Annotated in this window: 20 protein-coding genes and 1 pseudogene; 12 read left to right on the top strand and 9 right to left on the bottom strand. The window is 72.9% G+C overall.

Annotation, left to right across the window (positions count from 1 at the left end; all coding sequences use genetic code 11):
• The first annotated feature begins 25 nt into the window (after window positions 1-25).
• Window positions 26-982, top strand: coding sequence for a GlxA family transcriptional regulator (locus OHS71_RS04900; RefSeq protein WP_328477148.1), 957 nt, complete (start codon window positions 26-28; stop codon window positions 980-982).
• 64 nt (window positions 983-1,046) lie between these two features.
• Here the strand turns inward: OHS71_RS04900 and OHS71_RS04895 are convergent, their stop codons facing one another.
• Both OHS71_RS04895 and OHS71_RS04890 read right to left on the bottom strand, forming a co-directional pair.
• Window positions 1,047-1,610: a TetR/AcrR family transcriptional regulator gene (locus tag OHS71_RS04895; RefSeq protein WP_328477146.1), complete on the bottom strand. Its 564-nt coding sequence runs from the start codon at window positions 1,608-1,610 to the stop codon at window positions 1,047-1,049.
• Window positions 1,607-1,969 (bottom strand): DUF1304 domain-containing protein, encoded by a 363-nt coding sequence (locus OHS71_RS04890; RefSeq protein ID WP_328477144.1) that lies wholly within the window; start codon window positions 1,967-1,969, stop codon window positions 1,607-1,609. The genes OHS71_RS04895 and OHS71_RS04890 overlap by 4 nt, the downstream gene beginning before the upstream one ends.
• A 266-nt stretch (window positions 1,970-2,235) precedes the next feature.
• Between OHS71_RS04890 and OHS71_RS04885 the strand changes: the two genes are divergently transcribed.
• Complete coding sequence (locus tag OHS71_RS04885; protein WP_328477142.1) at window positions 2,236-2,628, top strand: VOC family protein; 393 nt, start codon at window positions 2,236-2,238, stop codon at window positions 2,626-2,628.
• Between the two features lie 350 nt (window positions 2,629-2,978).
• Here the strand turns inward: OHS71_RS04885 and OHS71_RS04880 are convergent, their stop codons facing one another.
• Complete coding sequence (locus OHS71_RS04880) at window positions 2,979-3,278, bottom strand: DUF4235 domain-containing protein (RefSeq protein ID WP_328477140.1); 300 nt, start codon at window positions 3,276-3,278, stop codon at window positions 2,979-2,981.
• Window positions 3,279-3,285: 7 nt separating this feature from the next.
• The gene (locus OHS71_RS04875) at window positions 3,286-4,344 is read right to left on the bottom strand and encodes a glutathione S-transferase family protein (protein WP_328477138.1); all 1,059 of its coding nucleotides are present in this window, start codon (window positions 4,342-4,344) and stop codon (window positions 3,286-3,288) included.
• 215 nt (window positions 4,345-4,559) lie between these two features.
• On the opposite strand from OHS71_RS04875, the gene OHS71_RS04870 reads away from it, so the two are divergent.
• The gene (locus tag OHS71_RS04870; RefSeq protein WP_328477136.1) at window positions 4,560-5,561 is read left to right on the top strand and encodes a cation diffusion facilitator family transporter; all 1,002 of its coding nucleotides are present in this window, start codon (window positions 4,560-4,562) and stop codon (window positions 5,559-5,561) included.
• Window positions 5,562-5,759: 198 nt separating this feature from the next.
• On the opposite strand, the gene OHS71_RS04865 is transcribed toward OHS71_RS04870, so the two are convergent.
• Both OHS71_RS04865 and OHS71_RS04860 read right to left on the bottom strand, forming a co-directional pair.
• Entirely contained in the window at window positions 5,760-6,209 is a 450-nt protein-coding gene (locus OHS71_RS04865) for a nitroreductase family deazaflavin-dependent oxidoreductase (RefSeq protein ID WP_328477134.1), read from the bottom strand.
• A gap of 125 nt (window positions 6,210-6,334) precedes the next feature.
• Window positions 6,335-6,958, bottom strand: a complete 624-nt coding sequence (locus OHS71_RS04860; RefSeq protein WP_328477132.1) for a LysE/ArgO family amino acid transporter — start codon at window positions 6,956-6,958, stop codon at window positions 6,335-6,337.
• A gap of 311 nt (window positions 6,959-7,269) precedes the next feature.
• Between OHS71_RS04860 and OHS71_RS04855 the strand changes: the two genes are divergently transcribed.
• The 4 genes from OHS71_RS04855 (at window position 7,270) to OHS71_RS04840 (ending at window position 11,890) form a co-directional block, all read left to right on the top strand.
• Entirely contained in the window at window positions 7,270-8,514 is a 1,245-nt protein-coding gene (locus OHS71_RS04855) for a cytochrome P450 (protein ID WP_328477130.1), read from the top strand.
• Window positions 8,515-8,525: 11 nt separating this feature from the next.
• Window positions 8,526-8,726 (top strand): ferredoxin, encoded by a 201-nt coding sequence (locus OHS71_RS04850; protein WP_328477128.1) that lies wholly within the window; start codon window positions 8,526-8,528, stop codon window positions 8,724-8,726.
• Between the two features lie 9 nt (window positions 8,727-8,735).
• A complete protein-coding gene (locus OHS71_RS04845; RefSeq protein ID WP_328477126.1) occupies window positions 8,736-9,251 on the top strand; it encodes a flavoprotein in 516 nt (171 codons plus the stop codon).
• Window positions 9,252-9,865: 614 nt separating this feature from the next.
• Entirely contained in the window at window positions 9,866-11,890 is a 2,025-nt protein-coding gene (locus OHS71_RS04840; protein ID WP_328477124.1) for a ricin-type beta-trefoil lectin domain protein, read from the top strand.
• Window positions 11,891-11,914: 24 nt separating this feature from the next.
• Here the strand turns inward: OHS71_RS04840 and OHS71_RS04835 are convergent, their stop codons facing one another.
• Complete coding sequence (locus tag OHS71_RS04835; RefSeq protein ID WP_328484396.1) at window positions 11,915-13,171, bottom strand: arsenic transporter; 1,257 nt, start codon at window positions 13,169-13,171, stop codon at window positions 11,915-11,917.
• A gap of 126 nt (window positions 13,172-13,297) precedes the next feature.
• Window positions 13,298-15,667: a SpoIIE family protein phosphatase gene (locus OHS71_RS04830; protein WP_328477123.1), complete on the bottom strand. Its 2,370-nt coding sequence runs from the start codon at window positions 15,665-15,667 to the stop codon at window positions 13,298-13,300.
• Between the two features lie 262 nt (window positions 15,668-15,929).
• On the opposite strand from OHS71_RS04830, the pseudogene OHS71_RS04825 reads away from it, so the two are divergent.
• Window positions 15,930-16,488: pseudogene (locus tag OHS71_RS04825) on the top strand (sugar-binding domain-containing protein); the annotation flags it as partial.
• Window positions 16,489-16,587: 99 nt separating this feature from the next.
• Here OHS71_RS04825 and OHS71_RS04820 read toward each other — a convergent pair.
• Window positions 16,588-17,154: an isochorismatase family protein gene (locus tag OHS71_RS04820; RefSeq protein WP_328484395.1), complete on the bottom strand. Its 567-nt coding sequence runs from the start codon at window positions 17,152-17,154 to the stop codon at window positions 16,588-16,590.
• A 220-nt stretch (window positions 17,155-17,374) separates the two neighbouring features.
• Here OHS71_RS04820 and OHS71_RS04815 point away from each other — a divergent pair, with 220 nt between their 5' ends.
• From OHS71_RS04815 to OHS71_RS04800, 4 genes are all read left to right on the top strand, one after another.
• A complete protein-coding gene (locus OHS71_RS04815) occupies window positions 17,375-19,615 on the top strand; it encodes a glycoside hydrolase family 9 protein (protein ID WP_328477121.1) in 2,241 nt (746 codons plus the stop codon).
• Between the two features lie 158 nt (window positions 19,616-19,773).
• Window positions 19,774-20,019: a hypothetical protein gene (locus OHS71_RS04810; RefSeq protein WP_328477119.1), complete on the top strand. Its 246-nt coding sequence runs from the start codon at window positions 19,774-19,776 to the stop codon at window positions 20,017-20,019.
• Window positions 20,020-20,022: 3 nt separating this feature from the next.
• Entirely contained in the window at window positions 20,023-20,400 is a 378-nt protein-coding gene (locus OHS71_RS04805; RefSeq protein ID WP_328477117.1) for a toxin Doc, read from the top strand.
• Between the two features lie 440 nt (window positions 20,401-20,840).
• The gene (locus OHS71_RS04800; protein ID WP_328477115.1) at window positions 20,841-22,475 is read left to right on the top strand and encodes an RICIN domain-containing protein; all 1,635 of its coding nucleotides are present in this window, start codon (window positions 20,841-20,843) and stop codon (window positions 22,473-22,475) included.
• The last annotated feature ends 21 nt before the right edge of the window (window positions 22,476-22,496 follow it).

Below are 22,496 nucleotides of genomic sequence, written 5' to 3'. Positions count from 1 at the left end.
TGCCAATCTTCGATAAGATCGTGCCATGCAGGCAGAGCAGCGTACGCACCGTGTGGTCGTCCTCGCCCTCGACGGCGTCTACCCGTTCGAACTCGGCATCCCCAGCCGCATCTTCGGGGCGGCCGACGGCCACTACGAGACCTTGACCTGCACGGTCGACGGCCGTCCTGTGCACACCAACGCCGACTACACGATCGGCGTGCGGCACGGCCCGGAGGTGCTGGCCACCGCCGACACGGTCGTCATCGCCCCCGTGGCGCCCGAGCGGGTCACCGCCGAACTGCCGGACGGGGTCGCCGGGGCGCTCGCCCTGATCCGCCCCGACGCGCGCGTCGTCTCCATCTGCACCGCCGCGTTCGTCCTGGCCGCGGCCGGCCTCCTCGACGGCCGCCGGGCCACCACCCACTGGCGCGTCGCCGACCTGTTCCGCCGCATGCACCCCCAGGTGGACCTGGACCCGGACGTCCTCTTCGTGGACGACGGCCGTGTACTGACCTCGGCGGGCGCCGCGTCCGGCGTCGACATCTGTCTGCACCTCGTCCGCAAGGACCACGGCAGCGAACTCGCCAACAAGGTGGCCCGCCGCTGTGTCGTCCCGCCGTTCCGCGACGGCGGCCAGGCCCAGTACATCGAACAGCCCGTCCCCGAGTCCGGTGCGGCGAGCACGGCGGCCACCCGCGCGTGGGCCCTGGAGCGCCTCGACGCCCCCCTCGCCCTCGCCGACCTCGCCGCGCACGCCCGGATGAGCCCGCGCACCTTCGCCCGCCGCTTCCACGACGAGGTGGGCCTCAGCCCCGGCCGCTGGCTGATCCAGCAGCGCGTCGTGCACGCCCGCCACCTGCTGGAGGTCAGTGACCTCTCCGTCGACCGGATCGCCGGCCGGGTGGGCTTCGCCACCGGCGCATCGCTGCGCCAGCACCTGCACGCGGCCGTCGGGGTCTCGCCGCAGGCGTACCGCAGGACGTTCCAGGCGGCCCGCTGAGGGGCGCCTGCCGCTGCCCGCTGATCGTCGCGCACCGCTGCGCAGGTGCGGGCGGTGGGCGCGGTCAGCGGCTGGCGTGCAGCGCGACCAGCAACTGCCACACCTGGTCGGCGATCTCGGCGGGTGTGCCGTCGAGATCGCCGTGCAGCCAGTCCGCCAGGACCCCCGCGAAGGTCGCGGCGACGGCCGAGGCGACCAGGGGAGCGTCCGCGGCGCCCGCCCGTTCCCGCTCCCGCAGACTGTAGGCGCGCAGGTCCCGGTGCAGTACGCGGCCGAGCGGTCCGCCGCCGCCCGGCGCCAGCAGGGTGCGGTAGAGGGCGGCATGCGGCGTCAGCGAGCCGAAGAACCCGGCCAGCGCGGTCGGAGCCCGTACCGGGTCGGGCCGCCCCTGCCAGGCGTGCAGGGCCTCGACGGCCTCGCGCACGACATCCGCGCAGGCGTCCACCGCGAGCGCCTCGAGGTCGGGGTAGTGCACATAGAAGGTGGCCCGGCCCACCCCGGCCCGCCGCACCAGCGCGGCGACGCCCACCTCCTCCAGCGGCCGTTCGGCGCACTCCTCCAGCAGCGCGGAACGCAGTCTGGCCCGGGTGCGGGCCGCCCGCGGGTCCTCGGGTTCGCCGCGGGTCACTGCGCGATCAGGACGGCGGCCAGGGCGAGCGCGCCGGGCAGGGCCTGCGCGACCAGGATCCGGCGATTCGCCGTGGCCGCGCCGTACACGCCGGCCACGATCACGCAGCACAGGAAGAACACCTGCGCCCGGAACCCGGTCGGGTCGGCCGCGATCAGTCCCCACACCAGGCCCGCCGCGAGAAAGCCGTTGTAGAGCCCCTGGTTGGCGGCCATCGCGGCGGTCCGCTTCGCCATCTCCGGGTCCAGGCCGTGGAACGACATCCCCGGCTTCTTCTGCCACAGGAACATCTCCATCACCAGGATGTAGAGATGCAGCACGGCCACCAGACCGACCAGCACGTTCGCCAGGATTTCCATGGTCTCCCTCAACTTCTTGGACAGGTGTCCATCGTAACAGGACACCTGTCCAAGAAGTAGGGCGCTCGGCAGGTACGAGGTGACACCGTCACCCTGCGTCGTCCGCTCCGTTCGGGGAGGGGAGAGGCAGGGGTCGTCACGAGGAGCGGGGAGGGGCGTCGAGGCGGCGGGGACGCGGCTGCTGGCCGCGTGAAACGGGGGTATCCGCAAGGTTCGGGGGCGGGACCCGCCCGTCCCGGTCCGGACCTCGCGGAGGAGACGACAACATGACATTGGTGAAAGCGGGCGTCGTGGTGCTCGACTGTGCCGAGCCCGAGAAGCTCGCCGAGTTCTACAAGGGGCTGCTGGACGCGGAGGAGATCGTCGCGTCCGCCAACCGCGTGGAGATCCTGGGCGCCGACGGCACCCGGCTGGCCTTCCGGCGCGATGTGAACGCCACGCCGCCGAGCTGGCCCCGCCCCGAGAACTCCTTTCAGGCCCACCTGGACTTCCTCGTCGACGACCTCGACGAGGTGGAACGCAGGGTGGTGGGCCTGGGTGGCCGCCCCCTGGAGACCAAGGGCGCCCCCGGCCCCCACGAGGAGCGCGGCTACTCCGACCCGTCCGGCCACTCCTTCACCCTGCGCCTCGAGCCTTCCAGGGCGCCGAAGCAGGGCTGAAGCCGGCCCTGCCACGCGGCAGGGCCGGACCTGTCACGCGGGAGGGCCGGAGGAGCCATGCTATGGCCCGGCGAAGCGCCGAGAGGCGCCGCCGGGCCGCCGCCCGTGCCGGGCCGCCGCCCGTGCCGGGCCGCCGCCCGTGCCGGGCCGCCGCCCGTGCCGGGCCGCCGCCCGTGCCGGGCCGCCGCCCGTGCCGGCCGCCGCCCGTGCCGGGCCGCCGCCCGTGCCGGCCGCCGCCCGTGCCGGGCCGCCGCCCGTGCCGGGCCGAGCACTGTCGTCGCGGTCGGCGGGCCACCCCGTCGCGGCCGGCCGATCAGGGGGCCGGCCGTCGGCGGTCCGTCGTGGGTCGCTCAGTCGCGGCCGCGCTTGTCCTCGGCGGGCCACACGCCCGTGGAGCGTTCGATCGCCTTCGCGCCGGTGCGGTCGGCGACGCTGCGGGCAGCCGCGAAGATCGCACCCTGCACCGCCGCGGCCAGCAGGATCTCGCCCCAGCCGCGGTCCCTGTCCAGCGCGTCCGGCGCGTTGTCCTCGTGCCGGATCGCCTTCCATGCCTTACGGAACGCGATCCCCGCCAGGGCGCCGCTCGACCAGCCCAGCAGGAAGCCGACGGGCTTGTAGACGAGCGGGAGCTTCCTCTTCTTCTTGGCCACGTGTGTCTCACTCCTTCGGTGTTGCGTGAACAGGGTTGCCGGGGCGGCCCGGCGCCGGAACCTCCTCGTCGGCGCGGACCGGACCGGGCGGAGTCCCGGCGCCGAACGGACGGCCGCCGAGTTCCCCGCGCTGATGAGGTGTGCACCAGCCGGCGAGGTCCGGGCCGAGGGGGACGATCCCGGTCGGGTTGATACCGCTGTGCACCTGGTAGTAGTGCCGCTTGATGTGGTCGAAGTCGACGGTGTCGCCGAAGCCGGGCGTCTGGAAGAGATCACGGGCGTACGCCCAGAGGACCGGGTTCTCGGTCAGCTTCCAGCGGTTGCACTTGAAGTGGCCGTGATAGACGGCGTCGAAACGCACCAGGGTGGTGAACAGCCGGATGTCCGCCTCGGTGATCGTGTCGCCCACCAGATAGCGCTGCCGGGCCAGTCGGGACGTCAGCAGGTCCAGCCGCCGGAACACACCCGCACAGGCCTCCTCGTACTCGCCCTGCTCAGTGGCGAACCCCGCCCGGTACACCCCGTTGTTGACGTCCTCGTACACGTCGGCCATGACCGCGTCGATCTCGTCGCGCAGCGGACCGGGGTAGAGATCGGGGGCGCCGGGGCGGTGCAGAGCCGTCCACTCGGTGGCGAGGTCCAGGGTGAGCCGCTGGTAGTCGTTGGTCACCAGCGCGCCGCCGGGTACGTCCACGACGGCCGGCACGCTGACGCCGCCCGGGTGGCCGGGTTCCCGGCGCTCGTACGCCTCCGCGAGATACCGGATGCCGAGGACCGGATCCCGGCCGTCCGGATCGAGGGTGAAGCGCCAGCTGCGGTCGTCCTGGACCGGATCGGCGATCGCCATCGGCAGCGCGTCCTCCAGGCCGAGCAGCCGCCGGGAGATCACCGCCCGGCTCGCCCACGGACAGGCCCGGCTGACCACCAGACGGTAGCGGCCGGCCGTCACGGGCCAGCCGTCGCGGCCGTCCGCGGTGATCCGGTCGGTGAAGTGGCTCCTGGACCGCTCGAACGCCCGATGCCCGTAGGCGCTGTTGCCCTCGCCGCCGCCCCCGTCGTCGCTCATGGTTCCTCCCGTCGGCCTTCGCGCGTTCTCGTGCCTTTCCTGCTCAACGCGTTCCCCGATTTCGGCCGACGGCACGGAATGAGCTCGAAAGGCCGGGGCAGTCGGCGTAGGTGACCGGGACACCTTCAGGGCGGAACGCCGAACAGACAGCCGAACGGACCGCCGAGCGGGACACCGAACGGGACGCCGAGCGGACCGAAGGGACCGAACGGACAGTGGAGGAGACACCCCGCCGGGCAGGCGGTCGCTCAGCCGGATCGACCGAATCGAGCGCCGACCGCAGGACACGCGTCACCGTCCTGGTGGCGCTCGCCGCCAATCTCGTCATCGCCGTGGCCAAGGCCCTGGGCGGTCTGTTCGCGGGCTCGCCCGCGCTGCTGTCCGAGGCTGCGCACTCCGTGGCCGACAGCCTCAACGAGGTGTTCCTCCTCGCCGCACTGCGCCGCAGCCGACGCCCGGCCGACGCACGGCACCCCTTCGGGTACGGCAAGGAGCGCTTCTTCTGGTCGCTGCTGGCCGCCGTCGGGATCTTCGTGATGGGCGGCTGCTTCTCCTTCTTCCAGGGCGTCGAGGCCCTGCGCAACGGCGCCGAAGAGGAACTGAGCGGCTACGTCGCGGGCCTGGTCGTTCTCGGCATCTCCTTCCTCGCCGAGGCCGCGTCGCTGCTGCGGGCCCTGCACCAGGTGCGCGGGCAGGGCGGCGGCGCCGTGGGCCTGCGCGACCCCGCACTGCGCACCGTCGTCGCCGAGGACGGCACCGCGGTGCTCGGCGTCACCCTCGCCGCGATCGGCATGGCCCTGCACATGGTGACCGGACAGGTCGTGTGGGAGGCGTCCGCCTCCCTGGCGATCGGCGTGCTGCTCGTCTACGTCGCCTACCGGCTCGGCCGCGAGGCCCGCGACCAGCTCATCGGCGAGGCCGCCGATCCGGAGACGGCGGCGCGGATCCGCGCGCTGCTCGAGGCCCAGCCCGAGATCGACAGTGTGGAGGCGCTCTTCACGATGAAGATGGGCCTCGACTCGACCCTGGTGGCGGCCAGCGTCGACCTCATGCCCGGTCTGGACAGCGAGCGGGTCGAGGACGTCGCGGTGCGCATCAAGCGCTCGATCGCCGAAATGATCCCCGAGGCGGAGCAGATCTTCCTGGACGTGACCGACCGCCGCGCGCGCGAGGCAGGGGGAAGCCCCGCCGCGACGGGGGAACGCGGCGGGGCCTGACTGTCGGTTGCCCGGTGCGGGCACGGTCATGCGCACCCCGGAACAGATTTTTCTACGGACTCCCCGGAGGGGCCCGTTCCACCTCGGCGGAACGAGCCCTTCCCCGGCGAACCGCTTTCTCCCCGGGGAACCAGCCCCTCTCCCGGGCGGGAGCCCCGCCCAGGGACCGCGTTCGGCGTCCGGCCGGACACCGGCGTCTCAGCCCAGGTCTGCGGGCTCCACGACGAACACCGGGATCTCCCGGTCCGTCTTCTTCTGGTAGTCGGCGTACGGCGGATAGGCGGCGACGGCGCGCTCCCACCACTCGGCCTTCTCCGCGCCGGTGACCTCACGGGCCGTCATGTCCTGCTTGCGCGGTCCGTCCTGGAGCTCCACCTGCGCGTCGGCCTTGACGTTGAAATACCAGACCGGGTGTTTCGGCGCCCCGCCCAGTGAGGCCACCAGCGCGTACCGGCCTTCGTGCTCCACCCGCATCAGAGGCGTCTTGCGGAGCTTCCCGCTCTTCGCACCCCGGGTCGTCAGCAGGATGACGGGCATTCCCGTGTCCAGCAGTGTCGTCCCTTCGGTGCCGCCGGAGCGCTCGTACTTCTCGACCTGTTCGCGCACCCACTGCGTCGGGCTGGCTTCGTACTCGCCTTCGAGAGGCATGGCATCCGTCCCCTTCGTCATACGGTCATGTCGTGGTGCCGTCGCGTCACATACGTCCGACTCGGACACTCCATCAACACCGGCCGCCGCGAGATTCATCCGCGGCCCGGCGTGGCACGACATGTCTACGCCATCATGCGTACGGCCAGCACCGTCATCACCGTGCTGGACACCAGCGCCGTCACCAGCCGTCCCCGGTGACCGGTCAGCGCGCGCCCCAGCAGCGCCCCGCCCCCGGCGAGCGTCACCTGCCAGCTCGCGGACGCGAGGAAGGCGGCCACCACGAACACGCCCTGCTCCAGGGGCCGTGCGGAGTCGGTGGTGCCGGTGCCGAGCACCAGCGCGGCGAAGTAGATCACGGTCGTCGGATTGAGCAGGGTGATGCCGAGGAGGCTGACGAAGGCCCGGCCGGGGCCCGGCGGGGTCGGCACGGAGCGGGTGCTGAGCCGGTGGGCGCGGTACTGGCGTACGGCCGTCACCGCGCCCCGGGCCGCCAGCACCAGCAGGACCACTGCCGAGGCCCAGCGCAGCGGTGTCAGCACCGGCCGCAGCACGGCGGCGACGGCGGAGCCCCCGACCGTGGCGACCAGGGCGTAGAGGCCGTCCGCGAGGGCGACGCCGAGTGCGGCGCACACGCCGGTGCGCAGGGACGTGCGGGCGGTGAGGGAGACGAGGTAGGTCGCGACCGCGCCGACGGGTACGGCGATGCCGTAGCCCGCGACCAGGCCCGCGACGAGCGCGGCCGTCACGGTCGCGCGGTGTCGGGCCTCCGGGGGCCGCCGGGCTGCTGCTGCACCCGCGCCGGAAGAGCGGCGGCGGACGGCAGCGGCAGGAGGGCATCGCATGTGGACATGGCCGGATCCTGCTGGTGAGGACAGGGCGGCCGCAACCTGTTTTCCCGCCCCACCTCGGCGGGGACGTCTCGACGCGCGATTCGGAGCTGACGGTTCCGGCCGTATCGCTCCATGCGTCGATCTGGCCGAACTCCGCGTCGCCTCATAGGTGCCCGGGGCATCTAATGGCGAGCGGTACGACGCACTCTTCGTCTGCGAGGTCACTCATGACAGACACGACGGACACGACTCCGGAGACCAGGGAGGCGGCGCGCGGGCCGGTTCCGGGTCCTGTCGCCTTCCCGCAGGACCGCACCTGTCCCTACCGGCCGCCCGCCGCCTACGACCCCCTGCGCGCCTCCCGTCCGCTGGCCCGCGTCACCCTCTACGACGGCCGCACCGCCTGGCTGGTCACCGGACACGAGGCGGCCCGCGACCTGCTCGCCGACCCCCGCCTGTCGGCCGATCGCACCCGCCCGGGGTATCCGGCCACCTCCCCCCGCTTCACGGCGCTGCGCGACCGCCGGGCCGCCCTGCTCAACGTCGACGACCCGCAACACCACGCCCAGCGCCGGCTGCTGGTCGCCGACTTCACCCTCAAGCGCGCCACCGCCCTGCGCCCCGCCATCCAGCGGATCGTGGACGAGCGGATCGACGCGATGCTCGCCCAGGGGCCGCCCGCGGAGTTGGTGAACGCCTTCGCGCTGCCCGTACCGTCCACGGTGATCTGTGAACTGCTCGGCGTCCCGTACGCCGACCACGAGTTCTTCGAGGAGCAGTCGCGGCGGCTGCTGCGCAGCCGGGTGCCCGAGGAGGCGAGCGACGCGCGCGACCGGCTCGACGCCTATCTCGGCGCGCTGATCGACCGGAAGCCGGCGGCGCCGTCCCGCGACACTGTTCTCGACACCCTGGTCCACGAACAGGTGCGCGAGGGCTCGATGGACCGGGAGGAGGCGGTCGCGCTGGCCACCATCCTGCTGGTCGCGGGCCACGAGACGACCGCCAACATGATCTCGCTGGGCACCTACACCCTGCTCCAGCACCCCGAACGGCTGGCCGAGCTGCGCGCCGACCCCTCGCAGTTGCCGGCCGCCGTCGAGGAACTGATGCGGATGCTGTCCATCGCGGACGGGCTGCTGCGGCAGGCCACCGAGGACATCGAGGTGGCCGGGACGACGATCCGGGCGGGGGAGGGCGTGGTCTTCGCGACCTCGGTCATCAACCGCGACGAGAGCGCCTACCCCGCACCGGACACCCTCGACTGGCACCGCTCCGCCCGCCACCACGTGGCGTTCGGCTTCGGCGTCCACCAGTGCCTCGGCCAGAACCTGGCGCGCGCGGAGCTGGATATCGCCCTGGGCACCCTCCTCGCGCGCCTTCCCGGTCTGCGGCTGGCGGTGCCGGCCGAAGAGGTCCGCTGGAAACCGGGCGACACGATCCAGGGGATGCTGGAACTCCCGGTGACCTGGTGAGGGCGGCCGGGGTGCACATCGACATCAAAACGGACGTCTGCATCGGCTCCGGTCAGTGCGCCCTGGCCGCCCCGGGCGTCTTCACCCAGGACGACGACGGCTTCAGCGCGCTTCTGCCCGGCCGGGAGGACGGCGGCGGCGACCCGATGGTCCGGGAAGCCGCGCGGGCCTGTCCGGTCGGCGCGATCAAGGTGTCCGGCCCGCTTGAGTAGGGTGCCCGGGTGACCGAACAGGACGAACAGCCGCCCTTCCTCTACGTCGTCGTCTGCGCCGCCGGTATCGCCGCGGACGTCGGCAGGCTGATCACCGCCGCCCAGGAGCGGGAGTGGCAGGTGGGAGTCATCGCGACCCCGCACGCCATGAACGGTTTCTTCGACACCGCCGCGGTCGAGGCGCAGACCGGGCGCCCGATCCGGTCCGCCTGGCGGCGCCCCGGCGAGCCGCGGCCGTTCCCGGAACCGGACGCGGTCGTCGTCGCCCCGGCCACCTTCAACACCGTCAACAAGTGGGCCGCGGGCATCGCCGACACCCTGGCCCTGGGCACCCTGTGCGAGGTCTCCGGACTCGGCATCCCCCTCGGGGTGCTGCCCTGTGTCAACGAGACCCTCGCGGGCCACCCCGCCTACCGGGACAGTCTGATACGCCTGCGCGCCATGGGAGTCCGGTTCGGGTATCCGTACGACCGGGATCAGGGGGAGGAGTTCGGGTGGGAGCGGGCGCTGGACCTGATCGGATGAGCGGGATCAGGCCGGCCGTACGATGACGCCGCCGCGTCGCCCCGGGGCAGCCGCCGGCACGGTCCCGCCCGCCCGGCCGCGCCCACGTAACCTCCACCGAACTGGCGCTGACCGAAAAGGAGTTGGCGGAGCTGGACAGCCCTAGGCCCGCACCCGGTACCGCAGGGCCCCGCACCCTCGCCGGCCGCCCGGACCGGGTGGCGGTCGGTCACTTCGGCAGGGGCTCGTGGTACGGCGACGGAATGTGCGCGGCAATTACCGGCACGAAAGCCGCCTCGAAAGGGGCACCAAAGGGGACACCGATACAGTGACCACCCCACAGGGTGTTCGGTGGTTGACGTTTCGTCAAAATTATCTGTGTCGGCCGCAATGCACGAAACCGCGAGATCTCTTGTTCCTCCTGGTCCGGCTGTGCGAAGGTGTGCCTTGTCGGCGCACGGACAACGCTTTCCCCCTGTGCGCACGAGACGCCTCCCGTTCACACCCCCCACGCTTCAAAAGAGCGGTCCCCCCGCGGACGTCAGAGGTGCCGAACCCCGTGCGAGTCGATCCCGCTTCGTGGGCGGGATCGCATACCCGACGGTATGGACTTTATGCCGCATGCCCCGGAAGGAATGCAGACCGTGAATGACGCAGGCCTGTCGAATTCCCCTTCGGCGCGCCGCTTCGACGCGACGGACGAACAGCTGAGCACCGAGCTGAAGAAGTGGACGGGGGCGTCTCCCGCACTGCATCCCGTCGGTGAGCTGCTGGACCGCCATTGGGCGGCCGCCTTCGCCTACGCACGGCTGTGCACCGACGGCGAGCGCGCGGCGGGCATGCTGACCACGGCCGCCTTCACCCGGCTGTTCGGCGAGAGCCTGCGGCAGAACGGCCCGACGGCCGCGTGGCGCCCCCATCTGCTGGTCACCGTGCGCCGCATCGCCGGCGAATGGGACACCGACGGCCGCCGTGACCTGCTGCACCCGGCGCTGCGCTCCGAGGGCCAGGAGCGCGACGCGGCCGCCCGGCTGCTGCCCCCGCTGAACCGGCGCATCCTGTCCCGGGCGTTCCAGAGGCTGCCGCAGTCGGCCCGCTGCCTGCTCTGGCACACCGAGGTCGAGGCCGAGCCCCTGGCTGTCCCGGCGGGACTGCTGGGCCTTGAGGAGGAGGGCGCCCGGGCCGAACTGCCCCGGGCCCGTGAGCGGCTGCGCGAAGAGACCCTTCAGGTACACCGCGAACTCGCCACCGACGACGACTGCCACCGCTACGACCGGCTGCTGGACGTCACCTGCCGCCGCGGCGGCGCCGACCTCGACCCGGACCTGCGCGCCCACCTGGAGCAGTGCCGGCACTGCTTCCACACCGCCGACCAGTTGCGGCAGTTCGAGGGCCTGCTCGGCGCGGCTCTGGCCGAGGGCGTCCTGGGCTGGGCCGCCGGGGCCTACGTGGAGCTCAGGATGGCGGGCGACGGCGAACCCGTCGAAGCCCCCGCGGAACAGCGCCGGAGCTACTCGGGCGAGGCGTTCACCGACGTCACCCCCGCACCCGCGGCTCCCGGACCCACGACGCCCGGCACCGGACCGGCGGCCGGCGCGCTCTCCCGCGCCGGTCTGCGGGCAGGGGCGCTCTCCCGCCTCGGATCGCGGGGCCAAGCGGCCTTCCGCACCGGTTCGGCGCCCGGGTCCGTGCCCGGCGGCGACGCCCGCCCCGGCTCGAGCCGCTCGGCCCAGAAGGCGGCCCGCCGCGCCCGCCGCCGCAACCTCGCCGCCGCCGTCCTGACCGTGAGCGGGCTGATCGTCCTGCCGCTCGCCGTGTGGGTGGCCGTCGACTCCGGGGACGGCACCGCCACGACCGCGGGCGACGGGACGGCCGGGACCGAGGCCCCCGGGACGGACACGGCCACCGCCGACCCCTCGTGGGTCGGCGCCGAGGACGGCGCCCAGGGCATCCTGCGCGGCCGGCTGCACAACGTGGCCTCCGGGCTGTGCATCGGCGTCGTCGGCACCAAGCCCGTCAGCGGCGCCGAGACGGAACTGGCCACCTGTTCCTCGGCGGTCGGCCAGCAGTGGTCCTACGAACCGGACGGGCTGGTGCGCAGCGCCGCCGACACCGACCTGTGCCTCGACTCCCACCTCGGCTTCTCGGTACGGCTGGCTCCCTGCGCGGGCGCCTCCCAGCCCGACCCCAGGAACGTCCGGTACGACTTCACGCTCCAGGGCACGCTCGTCCCGCGTTCGGGCCAGAACCTGGCGCTGGCGCCCGCCGCCACCGACGGATCGGGCGCCCTCGTCCTGAAGAACCGGGTGGACAGCGCCGCCCAGCGCTGGGTGATCGACACCTCGCAGCCCGATCCGCAGATGGAGTTCGTCAACTGGGGCGTGGACAGCACCCCCTCGGGCACCCCGGCCCCGGCCGCCACGCCCAAGGCCGCGAAGCCCCCGGCGCCCGCACCGACCCGGTCCTCCGCCCCGAGCACCGGCCCGACGAGCTCTTCCGGCTCGAACCCCACCTCGTGCTCGCCCTCCTCCTCCTGCTCGTGGGGCACCCAGCCGGGGTCGTCCGGCGGCCCCGGATACGGCCCTGGCTACGGGTACGGCGGTTACGGCGGTTACGGGTACGGCGGCTACGGCTCCGGATTCGGCGGCGGCCCCCGCTAGGGCGTCACCGACCGGGGCGGCCGGTCAGACGCCGACCACCTGGAGCGAGGCCCACAGCGCCACGACGGCCGGCACCAGCGCGGCCGGCACGGTGAGCAGGCCCAGCCGGGTGAACTCCCCGAGCCCGACATGCTCCTCGCGGGCCTGCACCACGCGCCGCCACAGCAGCGTCGCCAGCGATCCGGCGTACGTCAGGTTCGGGCCGATGTTCACCCCGAGCAGCACCGCGAGCACCGCCCCGGTCCCGGCCGGGGCGGCGAGCGGCACCAGGACCAGCACTGCGGGCAGGTTGTTGATCAGGTTGGCGAGGACGGCGGCCAGCGCGGCGACGGCGAGCAGGGCGAGGAGCCCCGCGCCGTCGGGCAGCACATGCCGCAGCGCGTCGGCGAGCCCGTTGTCGACGACCGCGCGCACGACGATCCCGAGCGCCAGCACGAACGCCAGGAACCCGGGCGCGGCGGCCCGCACCACGGCGACCGGGGTCACCCGACGGCGCACCAGCGCCCGCCCGGCCATGACCAGTGCCCCGGCGAACGCGGCCCACGCCGGTTCGATCCCGACCGCCGACGCCACCACGAACCCGACGAGCGTGCAGGCGACGGTGACCAGCGCGAACAACGGCAGCTCGGGCGCCGGGCCGGCGTCGTCGACGGGCTCGGCGGCGGGCAGGTCGTCGGCGAAGAAGCGCCGGAAGACCAGGTACTCGGCGCCGACCGCGACCACCCAGGGCAACGCCATCAGCGCGGCGAACCGGGTGAAGCTCAGCCCGCTCGCCTCGAACGCCAGCAGGTTGGTGAGGTTGGAGACCGGCAGCAGCAGCGAGGCCGTGTTCGACAGGTGCGCACACGCGTAGACGTGCGGCCTGGAGCGCACTCCCATCCGGGCGGCGGTGGCGAACACCACCGGCGTCAGCAGCACCACGGTGGCGTCCAGACTGAGCACGGCCGTGATCACCGAAGCCAGCACGAACACGGCGACCAGCAGCCGCCCGGGGCTGCCCGCCGACCGTCGGGCCATCCACGCCCCGCACGCCGTGAACAGGCCCTCGACGTCGCACAGATGCGCCAGCACCAGCACCGCCGCGAGAAAACCGACGACCGGACCGAGCTGCTCCGTCTCCGTCAGCGCGTGCTCCGGCGAGAGTGCCCCGAGCGCGATCACCACGGCGGCGGCGGGGACGGCGACGAGGGCCTCGGACCGGCCTGCCGGGCGCAGCACGGCCCATCCGAGTGCGGCGACGAGCAGGACGACGGACAGCGTTTCGGCGAGCGGGGCGTTGATGTGGATCTCCGGGAGCGGGGTACGGCGGTCGTTCCCCGTCCCTCGAGCTGGTCCGGGCGTCGTCCATGAAAACACGCGCGGGTAAAACGTCTGTCAAGTGCTCGAGCAAGTGCTCGAGCCGCCGTTTCACTCCTCGTCGAACAGGCTCAGCTCCGCCCAGATCGTCTTGCCCTCGGGAGTGTGCCTGCTGCCCCAGCGCTGGGTCAGCTGGGCGACCAGCAGAAGGCCGCGGCCGCCCTCGTCCCACGTCTTCGCCCGGCGCAGGTGCGGAGCGGTGTGGCTGGTGTCCGACACCTCGCAGATCAGCGTCGTCGCGTCGTGGATCAGCCGCAGCCGGATGGGGTGGGAGCCGTACCGGATGGCGTTGGTGACCAGTTCGCTCACCACCAGTTCGGTGGTGAAGGACGCCTCGCTCAGCTGCCATCGCGAGAGCTGCTCGACCGCCTGCCTGCGGATCGGCGCGACGAGCGAGGGGTCGGCGGGGATGTCCCAGGTGGCGACCTGGGCGGAGGGCAGGCCCCGGGTGCGCGCGAGCAGCAGGGCCACGTCGTCGGGGGCGCCGCCAGGCGGGAGCAGGGCGTGCAGGACCCGGTCGCAGGTCTCGTCCAGGGAGTCCGAGTGCGCCGCCAGCGTCTCGCTCAGCAGCCGGTGACCGGCGTCCACGTCCCGCTCGCGGGAGTCCATCAGACCGTCTGTGTAGAAGGCGAGCACACTGCCCTCGCCCAGCTCCAGCTCCGCCGACTCGAACGGCAGTCCGCCCAGGCCCAGCGCGGGACCGGCGGGCAGCTCGACCCGCCGGGTCGTGCGGTCCGGCCGCAGCACCACGGGGGCGGGATGCCCGGCCCTCGCCATGGTGCACCGTCGCGACACGGGGTCGTACACCGCGTACAGACAGGAGGCGCCGACCTCGCCGGGGCTGCCTTCGCCACCGGCCTCCTCCGACAGCCGGACGACCAGGTCGTCCAGGTGGGTGAGCAGTTCCTCGGGGGCCAGGTCGATGTCGGCGAGGGTGCGCACGGCGGTGCGCAGTCTGCCCATCGTGGCCGAGGCCTGGATGCCGTGTCCGACGACGTCCCCGACGACCATGGCGACCCGCATCCCGGACAGCGGGATCACGTCGAACCAGTCGCCGCCGACCCCGGCGCGGGCGGCGGGCAGATAGCGGGAGGCGGCGTCGACGGCGGCGGTGCTCGGCAGGGTGCGGGGCAGCAGGCTGCGCTGGAGGGCGAGCGCGGTGTCCCGCTCGCGGGAGTAGCGGCGGGCGTTGTCGATGCACACGGCGGCCCGGGCCGTGACCTCCTCGGCCAGCAGCACGTCGTCCGGGGTGAACGGGTCGGGTCGGCGGAACCGGGTGAGGACGGCGACGCCCAGCGTGATCCCGCGGGCCTGGATCGGGACGGACATCGTGGAGTGGACGCCGAGCTCCTGCACCCGGGCGGCGCGTGCCGGGTCCCAGGCGAGCCACGCGTCCAGACCGCCGCCCGCCAGGGTGGCGATGACGGTGTGCCCCGCGACCAGCGAGTCGGCCTGTGGCGATCCGGCCGGGTACTGCTGCGGTTCCCCGGGTTTCGCCACCGCCTCGGGGCTGCCGGCGCTGACCGAGTGGTGCGCGGCGCGCCGCAGGCTGAGCGGCGGGGCGAACCGGCTCGGCGGCTCGCCGCCGTCCTGCGGGTCGAGCAGGTCGATGCTGACGAAGTCGGCGAGCGCGGGGACGCAGACCTCCGCCAGCTCCTGCGCCGTACGCGTGACGTCGAGGGTGCTGCCGATGCGCACGCTCGCCTCGTTGACCAGCTGGAGCCGTTCGCGGGCGAGGTGGTTCTGGGTGAAGTCGTGGGCGGACACGGACACTCCCCGCACCCGGCCGCCGACGTCGGTGACCGGGGCCATCCGGGCCAGCCAGGCGTGCGCCCGGCTCTCACCGCCGGAGCGCGCGTACGTCTGCACGTCGACCGGACGGCCGCTGGTGAGCACCTCCAGCATCCGCTGTTCGAGTTCCGCGCTGTGCGGTCCGGCGCCGATCTCGGTGATGCGCAGTCCCCGGATGCGCTCCTCGGGCAGTCCGATGACCGCGCGCATCGCGTCGTTGATCCGGCGCAGGCGCAGGCGTTCGTCGTAGACGGCGATGGCGCAGGGCGACTGGTTCAGCCCGGCCGCGGCGAGGAGGTCGTCCGAGGAGGCCGGACCGCTCCCGTCCAACGGCGTGACGAGCAGCCAGTGCCCCGGATCGGCGTCCCGGGCGGGAGAGTGGTGCGCGAGCAGCCACACCCGGACCGGACGGCCGTCGCGATGGCGCAAAGTGACCGTTCCGTCCCAGCGCGGTCCGCTGAGGACGGGGGTTCCGTCGGCCACCAGCTCCACGGCGGGCCGGCCCACCACGTCGGCCGGGGTCCAGCCCAGCAGGGCCCGGGCGCCCTCGCTCCACCCGACGAGCGCGCCGGAGTCGTCGACGACCGCCCGGGCCGTCGAGGCCTCGTCGAACGGATACTCCGGGCTCATCTCGGCACTCCATCGCGGACACTCACAGTGAACAGGCACGCCACTTCCGTTCCAGCCTAGTGTGTCCCGGTCCCATGTGGACGGGAACCCCTGTGGCTCGGCAGGAGAGCGGGTTCCCGCCGAGGTCAAGGCGGAAATCCGGCCGAATCTCGTGCGTGAGTGATCCGGCACGCGCAGAGACGGCGAAGCGGCTGCGCACCCTTGACGGACTGGAGTGGCCCGTCGTCAAATTCTGTTTGTTAACGATCAGTTGTGAGTACTTCTGGTTCCTGGTGAGGGAGAGCCGGCCAGGACGGTCACTCGTAGATCGGTACTTCTCGCCTCCACGGCCGCCCCGCCGCCGCAGCACTCCTCGGCACACCGGTGGCCCGGGCCGCCGCGGCCGCCGTCAGCGCCTCCGGACGCCGTACGGTCGCGCTGCGTGACGGCTGGCGCTTCGCGCCGGCCGACCCCGGCGGGATCGCCGACCCGACCGACGGGTACCCGGGGACGCGGCCGCCCCCGGGTACGACGACGCGGCCTGGCGGGTGGTCGCCGTCCCGCACGACCGGAGCATCGAACAGACGCCCACCACGCGGAACGGCACGACCGGCGGCACCGGGTTCTTCCCCGGTGGCCTGGGCCGGTACCGCCTCTCCCTCACCCTGCCGCCCGGCCGCGCGGGACGGCGGATCTCGGTCGAGTTCGACGGCGTCTGCATGGACTCCCATGTCTACTGCAACGGCACCGGGGCCGGCCGCCACCCCTACGGCTACACCGGCTTCGCCTTCGACCTCACCGATCTGCTGCACACCGACGGCGCCACCGAGAACGTGATCGCCCCCGCCGGCGTCCGCCGACCCGGGCCGGGGCGCCACCGCTGCGCGTGCCCCGCGGCCCGGGAACTGCGCCGCTGTCCGGGACGTGCGCCGCCGTCCGGCTCAGCCCGCGTCGGCCGCCTCGAAGGTCACCTTCGCCGTGTCCACCGTGCCCGCGCTGCGCCCGGGCGCGCTCTGGAACGACCAGTACAGGTTGGTGTGGGCCATCACCTGCTCCGGGGCCGGGGCGCCGTACTCGCTCAGGTCCTCCGTGGTGTGCGCGTCGCCGACCAGTGTCACGTCGTAGCCCCGGACGAAGGCGCCGTGCAGGGTCGAGCGGATGCACGCGTCCGTCTGCGCACCCGTGACGACGACGCGTCCCACCCCGCGCTCGGCGAGCAGCGACTCCAGCTCGGTGTCCTCGAAGGAGTCCCCGTAGTTCTTGTGGACGAGGGGCTCGGTGTCGAGACGGACCAGCTCCTCGACGTACTCCCAGTCCGCACTGCCCCGTTCGAGGCCGTCGTCGGAGTGCTGCACCCAGATGACCGGCACGTCCTGGACGCGGGCCGCGTCGACCAGGGTGTCGATGTTGGCGATCACCTCGTCACGCCGGGGGGCGCCCGCCACCACGCCCTTCTGGACGTCGATCACGAGCAGTGCGGTGTTCGGCCGGTCGGGCAGGGTGGTCATGGAGACCTCCGGTTCCTCGTAGTCCATGGAGCAGGTGCTCGAACGGTCCACAGTAGGACGCACCACTGACAACGGCTGCGAAGAAGCCATCTCGTCCGGACCGTTGACGGGGTGTCATGACTCCAACAAACATGTCCAGCGACCCCGCTCTGGGAGCGCTCCCATGAGATGGCACCTCTGTCCCGCCCGGAGCGTCCCGCACTTCCCGAGGAGCCTGGACGTGAAACGACGCAGCACCACCCTGCTGTCCCTCGCGGCCCTGCTGGGCGCGGCGCTCACCGCGCTGCCCGCGCAGCAGGCCGGCGCCGAGGAGGCCGAGCAGGTCAGGAACGGCGGGTTCGGCACGACCGCCGACCCCTGGTGGACCAGCAACGTCACCGCCGGTATCGCCGACGGCCGGTTGTGCGCGGACGTGCCCGGCGGCACCGTCAACCGCTGGGACTCCGCCGTCGGCCAGGACGCCATCACCCTGGTGAAGGGGGAGTCGTACCGGTTCTCCTTCAGCGCCTCAGGGGTGCCCGAGGGGCACGGCGTGCGGGCGGTCGTGGGCCTCGGCGTCGCCCCGTACGACACCTGGTACGAGGCGACGCCGGTGCTGGACGCCGCGGGGGACGCGTACACGTACACCTTCACCTCGCCGGTCGACAGCGCCCAGGGGCAGGTCGCCTTCCAGGTCGGCGGGAGTGCCGATCCCTGGCGGTTCTGCCTGGACGACGTGTCCCTGCTGGGCGGGGTGCCGCCGGAGGTGTACCGGCCCGACACCGGGCCACGCGTGCGCGTCAACCAGGTCGCCTATCTGCCCGCCGGGCCGAAGAACGCCACCCTGGTCACCGACGCCGGCGCGAAGCTGCCCTGGCAGCTGAAGAACGGCTCGGGCAGGATCGTGGCGCACGGCTGGAGCGTGCCGCGGGGCCTCGACGTCTCCTCGGGACAGCACGTCCACTCCATCGACTTCGGCGGCTACCGCACGCGCGGCACCGGCTTCACGCTCGTCGCCGACGGCGAGACCAGCCGTCCCTTCGACATCGGCACCGCCGCCTACGATCAGCTGCGCCTGGACGCCGTGAAGTACTACTACACGCAGCGCAGCGGCATCGCGGTACGGGACGATCTGCGGCCCGGCTACGGCAGGGCGGCCGGCCATCTGGACGTGGCCCCCAACCGGGGCGACTCCGCGGTCCCCTGCCGGCCCGGGGTGTGCGACTACACGCTCGACGTCACCGGCGGCTGGTACGACGCCGGGGACCACGGCAAGTACGTCGTCAACGGCGGCATCGCCACCTGGGAGCTGCTGAGCACCTACGAGCGCTCCCTCCTCGCCCGCACCGGCGACCCGGCCGGGCTCGGCGACGGCACGCTCGCGCTCCCCGAGAGCGGAAACAACGTGCCGGACGTCCTCGACGAGGCCCGTTGGGAGCTCGACTTCCTGCTGAGGATGCAGGTGCCGGACGGACAGCCGCTCGCGGGCATGGCCCACCACAAGGTCCACGACGAGCAGTGGACCGGCCTGCCGCTGCTGCCGAGCGCCGACCCGCAGAAGCGGGAACTGCACGCGCCGACCACCACCGCGACCCTCAATCTGGCCGCGACGGCAGCCCAGGCGGCCCGCCTCTACCGGCCCTACGACAAGACCTTCGCGGCGAAGGCGCTGACGGCCGCGCGCAAGGCCTTCGCGGCGGCCCTCGCACATCCGCAGGTGTACGCCGACCCGAACGACGGCGACGGCGGCGGCGCCTACAACGACGACGACGCGAGCGACGAGTTCTACTGGGCGGCCGCGGAGCTGTACCTCACGACGGGGGAGAAGCAGTTCGCCGACCGGGTGGTGAACTCGCCGGTGCACACCGCCGACGTCTTCACCCCCACCGGCTTCGACTGGTCCCGCACGGCCGCCGCCGGCCGCCTCGACCTCGCGACCGTGCCGAACCGGCTGCCCGGCCGCGACAAGGTCCGCGGGTCGGTCCTGCGGGGCGCCGACACCTACCTCGCCACCCTGACCGCACAGCCGTACGGCATGCCCTACGCCCCCGACGGCAACCGCTACGACTGGGGCTCCACCCACCAGGTCCTCAACAACGCCGTGGTCATCGCCACGGCCTACGACCTCACGGGCGCCTCGAAGTACCGGGCCGGGGCCGTCCAGAGCATGGACTACGTCCTCGGGCGCAACGCGCTCAACATCTCCTATGTCACCGGCTACGGCGAGGTGAACTCCCACCGGCAGCACAGCCGCTGGTACGCGCACGAACTGGACCCGAACCTGCCGGACCCGCCCCGCGGGACCCTCGCGGGCGGGCCGAACTCGAGCATCCAGGACCCCTACGCGCAGAGCAAGCTCCAGGGCTGCGTGGGCCAGTTCTGCTACATCGACGACATCCAGTCCTGGTCGACGAACGAGACGGCCGTCAACTGGAACGCGGCGCTGGCCCGCCTGGCCTCTTTCGTCGCGGACCAGGGATAACCGACCGCGGACCCCGACAGTCGATCAGGGGCAGCGCATCAGGAATTGTTGCTCCGCGATCGGGAACGTGCAGGCTCGGACACCTTGCGGTACCGCGTGGTCATCAGTTTGACCTGCTCGTATTTACGAGTAAGTACCCGCGCGGTACCGTGAAGGGTATGCCAGCCCTCAATGTGGAATTCAGCGATCGCGAGCTGGAGGACCTGCGGCAGATCGCCAAGGAACGCGGTACGTCGATGAAGGCACTCGTGCGGGAGGCCGCCGCTGCCGACATCGCGCGGCACCGGGCGCTCCAGGAGGGCGCGGAGGCCTTCCGCAGGTTCTTCGCCTCCCATGCGGACGAGTTCGCGGCGGCCTTCCCCGACGACGAACTCTCCGTGCAGGGCGAGGGGCGGGTCGCCTGACCGATGGCATCCGTCATCCATATCGACGTGCCCTGGCTGCTCCAGCGCCACGAAGAGGTTCTGCCGGAACAGCCCACCGTCAACGACTTCTCGGCGCTGGTCGCCGCCGTCGCCCGGCACCGGGTCGATCCGCCCAAGCTCGGTGTGGACTCCGACCCGGCCTGGCGGGCCGCCGCGCTGCTGCACACGCTCACGCTGCTCAGGCCCCTGCCCGCGGCCAACGCCCGCTTCGCCTGCGCGACGGCGGTGGCCTACATGTTCACCAGCGGGGTCGGCATCGATCCGCCGTACGGCGCGCTCGTCGACCTCGCCAGGGACCTGCTCGACGGCAAGACGGACGTCTACGGTGCCGCGGACCGGCTGCGGTCCTGGCAGATATAGAGACGGATGGCGCGAAAGCTTCCGGGCCGCCGGCCGAGGGCGGGAGGAACAAGGCCGGCGGCCGTTTCGCGCAGGAGAGCCGCCGTCCTGCGCGGGGCCTCCGAGGAAGTGGCCGCTTCCAGCCAACTGCGCGGGCAGGTGCGCCGGGAGCGTGTGCGGCGCACCGCCGTGTGCGCGTGTTTCACACGGGGCGCATGGGCGTCATCGCCGTACTGCCGGAGAATGCGCAAAGGCATGAAGCCCGGCGCGAGTCGGCGTCGCCTATCGACATTCTTTCAACAAAGCGCCTCTTCAGTCTCCGCCTTGTTGTGCGCGACTTAGTTGTGCAAAGGTGAACCACCCGTGCGGGGGGTCATGGCCGGGCCCCCGGCGTTCGTCGGCGGAGGCGAATTCGCGCTCCCTGCCGCACCGAACAGGTACGTACCAAAGGAACTCGCTCAGTGCCCACCCCCCAGCCTCCTCGTCCGCCCTATCCTCCGCCGGGCGGAGGCCCCGGAGAATCCGACGAGTCGCTCGCCGCCGGGATACGCGGCGGTGCGGACAGTGAGGTCGCCCAGTCCACCGCGCTGCTGATCGCCCGGCACTGGCGCCCGGTGCACGAGTACGCGGTCATCTGCCTCGCGTCCTCCGGGAGCGTCGCGTCCATGGTGACGGCGGCCGCCTTCCACCAGGTCCTGGACCGGCTCAAGCTGGGCGAGCCCGGAACCGCGCTGCGCCCCCGGCTGCTGGTGACCGTGCGGGACACCGCCCGGCTGTGGTCCGCCGACGAGGGCCTGGCCGGTGTCCTGCCGGTACTGCGCAAACCGGCCGGCGCCCGCGGGATGCGCGCCGCGAAGTCGCTGATACCGGAGAACCGGGTGCTGGCGGAACGCTCGTTCCAGGGCCTTCCGCCGGTCGCCCGCTGCGTCCTGTGGCACATCGAGGTCGAGGCCGAGGACGTCACCGTCGCCGCCGGTCTGCTCGGCATGGACACGGAGACCGTGTCCGCCGCCCTGGAGCAGGCCCGGGACAAGCTCCGCGAGGGCGTCGTGCGCGCCCACCGGGACCTCGCTCCGAGCAAGGACTGCCGCTTCTACAACCGGCTCCTCGACGTCCCCATCCGCCGTGGCGGCGACCTCCTGCCCGACGTGCGGCAGCACCTGGACGAGTGCCGCTACTGCCGGGCGGCCGCCGAACAGCTCGGCCACTTCGAGAGCGGCCTCGGCGTACTGCTCGCCGAGGCGGTGCTCGGCTGGGGCGCCCGCCGCTACCACGACACCCGCCCGGGCCGCGCCAAGCCGCAGACCGTCCGTCTCAAGGGCTCCGCGCGGCACCGCGGCGGCGGCTCGCGCGGCAGGGGCGGCAACCTGCTCTCGCGGATCCCCTCGCCCCGTCGGCGGGCGTCGGGGGAGACCCGCTCGCCGCGCGCGCTGTTCGCCGGCGTCGGCCTGGCCTCGGCGGGTCTGCTGACGACCCTGCTCGCCGCCGGCATGTGGTCGGACGACGGCGGTGCCGATCCTGCCGCCTCCACCAGCGGCAGCGTCCCCGGCATCGACTCGCAGGCCGCCACCGCCTCGCCGACGGCCCCCGACACCGCCCACCTGCCCACCGCGCCCCGACAGACCAGGCTGCGCAACGCCGCCGCCGATCTCTGCCTGGACATCCGGGGTGAGGCGAGGGCGGGCGCCGCCGTCGAACTGGCCGACTGCTCCTCCGACGCGACACAGGAGTGGTCGTACGACGACGACGGGCAGTTGCGCAGCGTCGCCGGGCCGGGCCTGTGCGTGGACTCCCACGCGGACGCCGGGGTGGTCATCCTGGGCGCGTGCGTGGACACCACCGACGCCCGCGCGGACGACGTCCGCTACGACCTCACGGTTCAGGGTGAGTTGCTGCCCCGCTGGGACGACGCGCTCGCCCTCGCCTCGGCCGGCGAGGAACCGGGCGACGACGTGGTCCTCAAGGTCCGCGACCACACCGTCGGCCAGCGCTGGCTCACCGACGCCACCTCCGCCACCCCCGGCTCGCTCGCGGTCACCGGCACGGACGCACCTCCATCGGCCCAGCCGGTCGACCTGGCGGACGGCACGGCCTGACGCACACGCGCGCGTGCGTCA

The organism is Streptomyces sp. NBC_00377 (assembly GCF_036075115.1).
In the GTDB taxonomy this organism is placed as follows: Bacteria; Actinomycetota; Actinomycetes; order Streptomycetales; family Streptomycetaceae; genus Streptomyces.
Note: the sequence above shows the minus strand (reverse complement) of the source record. Positions and strands in the feature narration are given on the sequence as shown.

What these genes read in the sequence shown, in the direction of transcription:
- OHS71_RS04865 (WP_328477134.1), bottom strand. Translation starts at nt 6,209, where the DNA reads ATGCCTCTCGAAGGCGAGTACGAAGCCAGCCCGACGCAGTGGGTGCGC.
- OHS71_RS04900 (WP_328477148.1), top strand. Translation starts at nt 26, where the DNA reads ATGCAGGCAGAGCAGCGTACGCACCGTGTGGTCGTCCTCGCCCTCGAC.
- OHS71_RS04810 (WP_328477119.1), top strand. Translation starts at nt 19,774, where the DNA reads ATGCCAGCCCTCAATGTGGAATTCAGCGATCGCGAGCTGGAGGACCTG.
- OHS71_RS04885 (WP_328477142.1), top strand. Translation starts at nt 2,236, where the DNA reads ATGACATTGGTGAAAGCGGGCGTCGTGGTGCTCGACTGTGCCGAGCCC.
- OHS71_RS04875 (WP_328477138.1), bottom strand. Translation starts at nt 4,344, where the DNA reads ATGAGCGACGACGGGGGCGGCGGCGAGGGCAACAGCGCCTACGGGCAT.
- OHS71_RS04830 (WP_328477123.1), bottom strand. Translation starts at nt 15,667, where the DNA reads ATGAGCCCGGAGTATCCGTTCGACGAGGCCTCGACGGCCCGGGCGGTC.
- OHS71_RS04840 (WP_328477124.1), top strand. Translation starts at nt 9,866, where the DNA reads ATGCAGACCGTGAATGACGCAGGCCTGTCGAATTCCCCTTCGGCGCGC.
- OHS71_RS04855 (WP_328477130.1), top strand. Translation starts at nt 7,270, where the DNA reads ATGACAGACACGACGGACACGACTCCGGAGACCAGGGAGGCGGCGCGC.
- OHS71_RS04805 (WP_328477117.1), top strand. Translation starts at nt 20,023, where the DNA reads ATGGCATCCGTCATCCATATCGACGTGCCCTGGCTGCTCCAGCGCCAC.
- OHS71_RS04890 (WP_328477144.1), bottom strand. Translation starts at nt 1,969, where the DNA reads ATGGAAATCCTGGCGAACGTGCTGGTCGGTCTGGTGGCCGTGCTGCAT.
- OHS71_RS04820 (WP_328484395.1), bottom strand. Translation starts at nt 17,154, where the DNA reads ATGACCACCCTGCCCGACCGGCCGAACACCGCACTGCTCGTGATCGAC.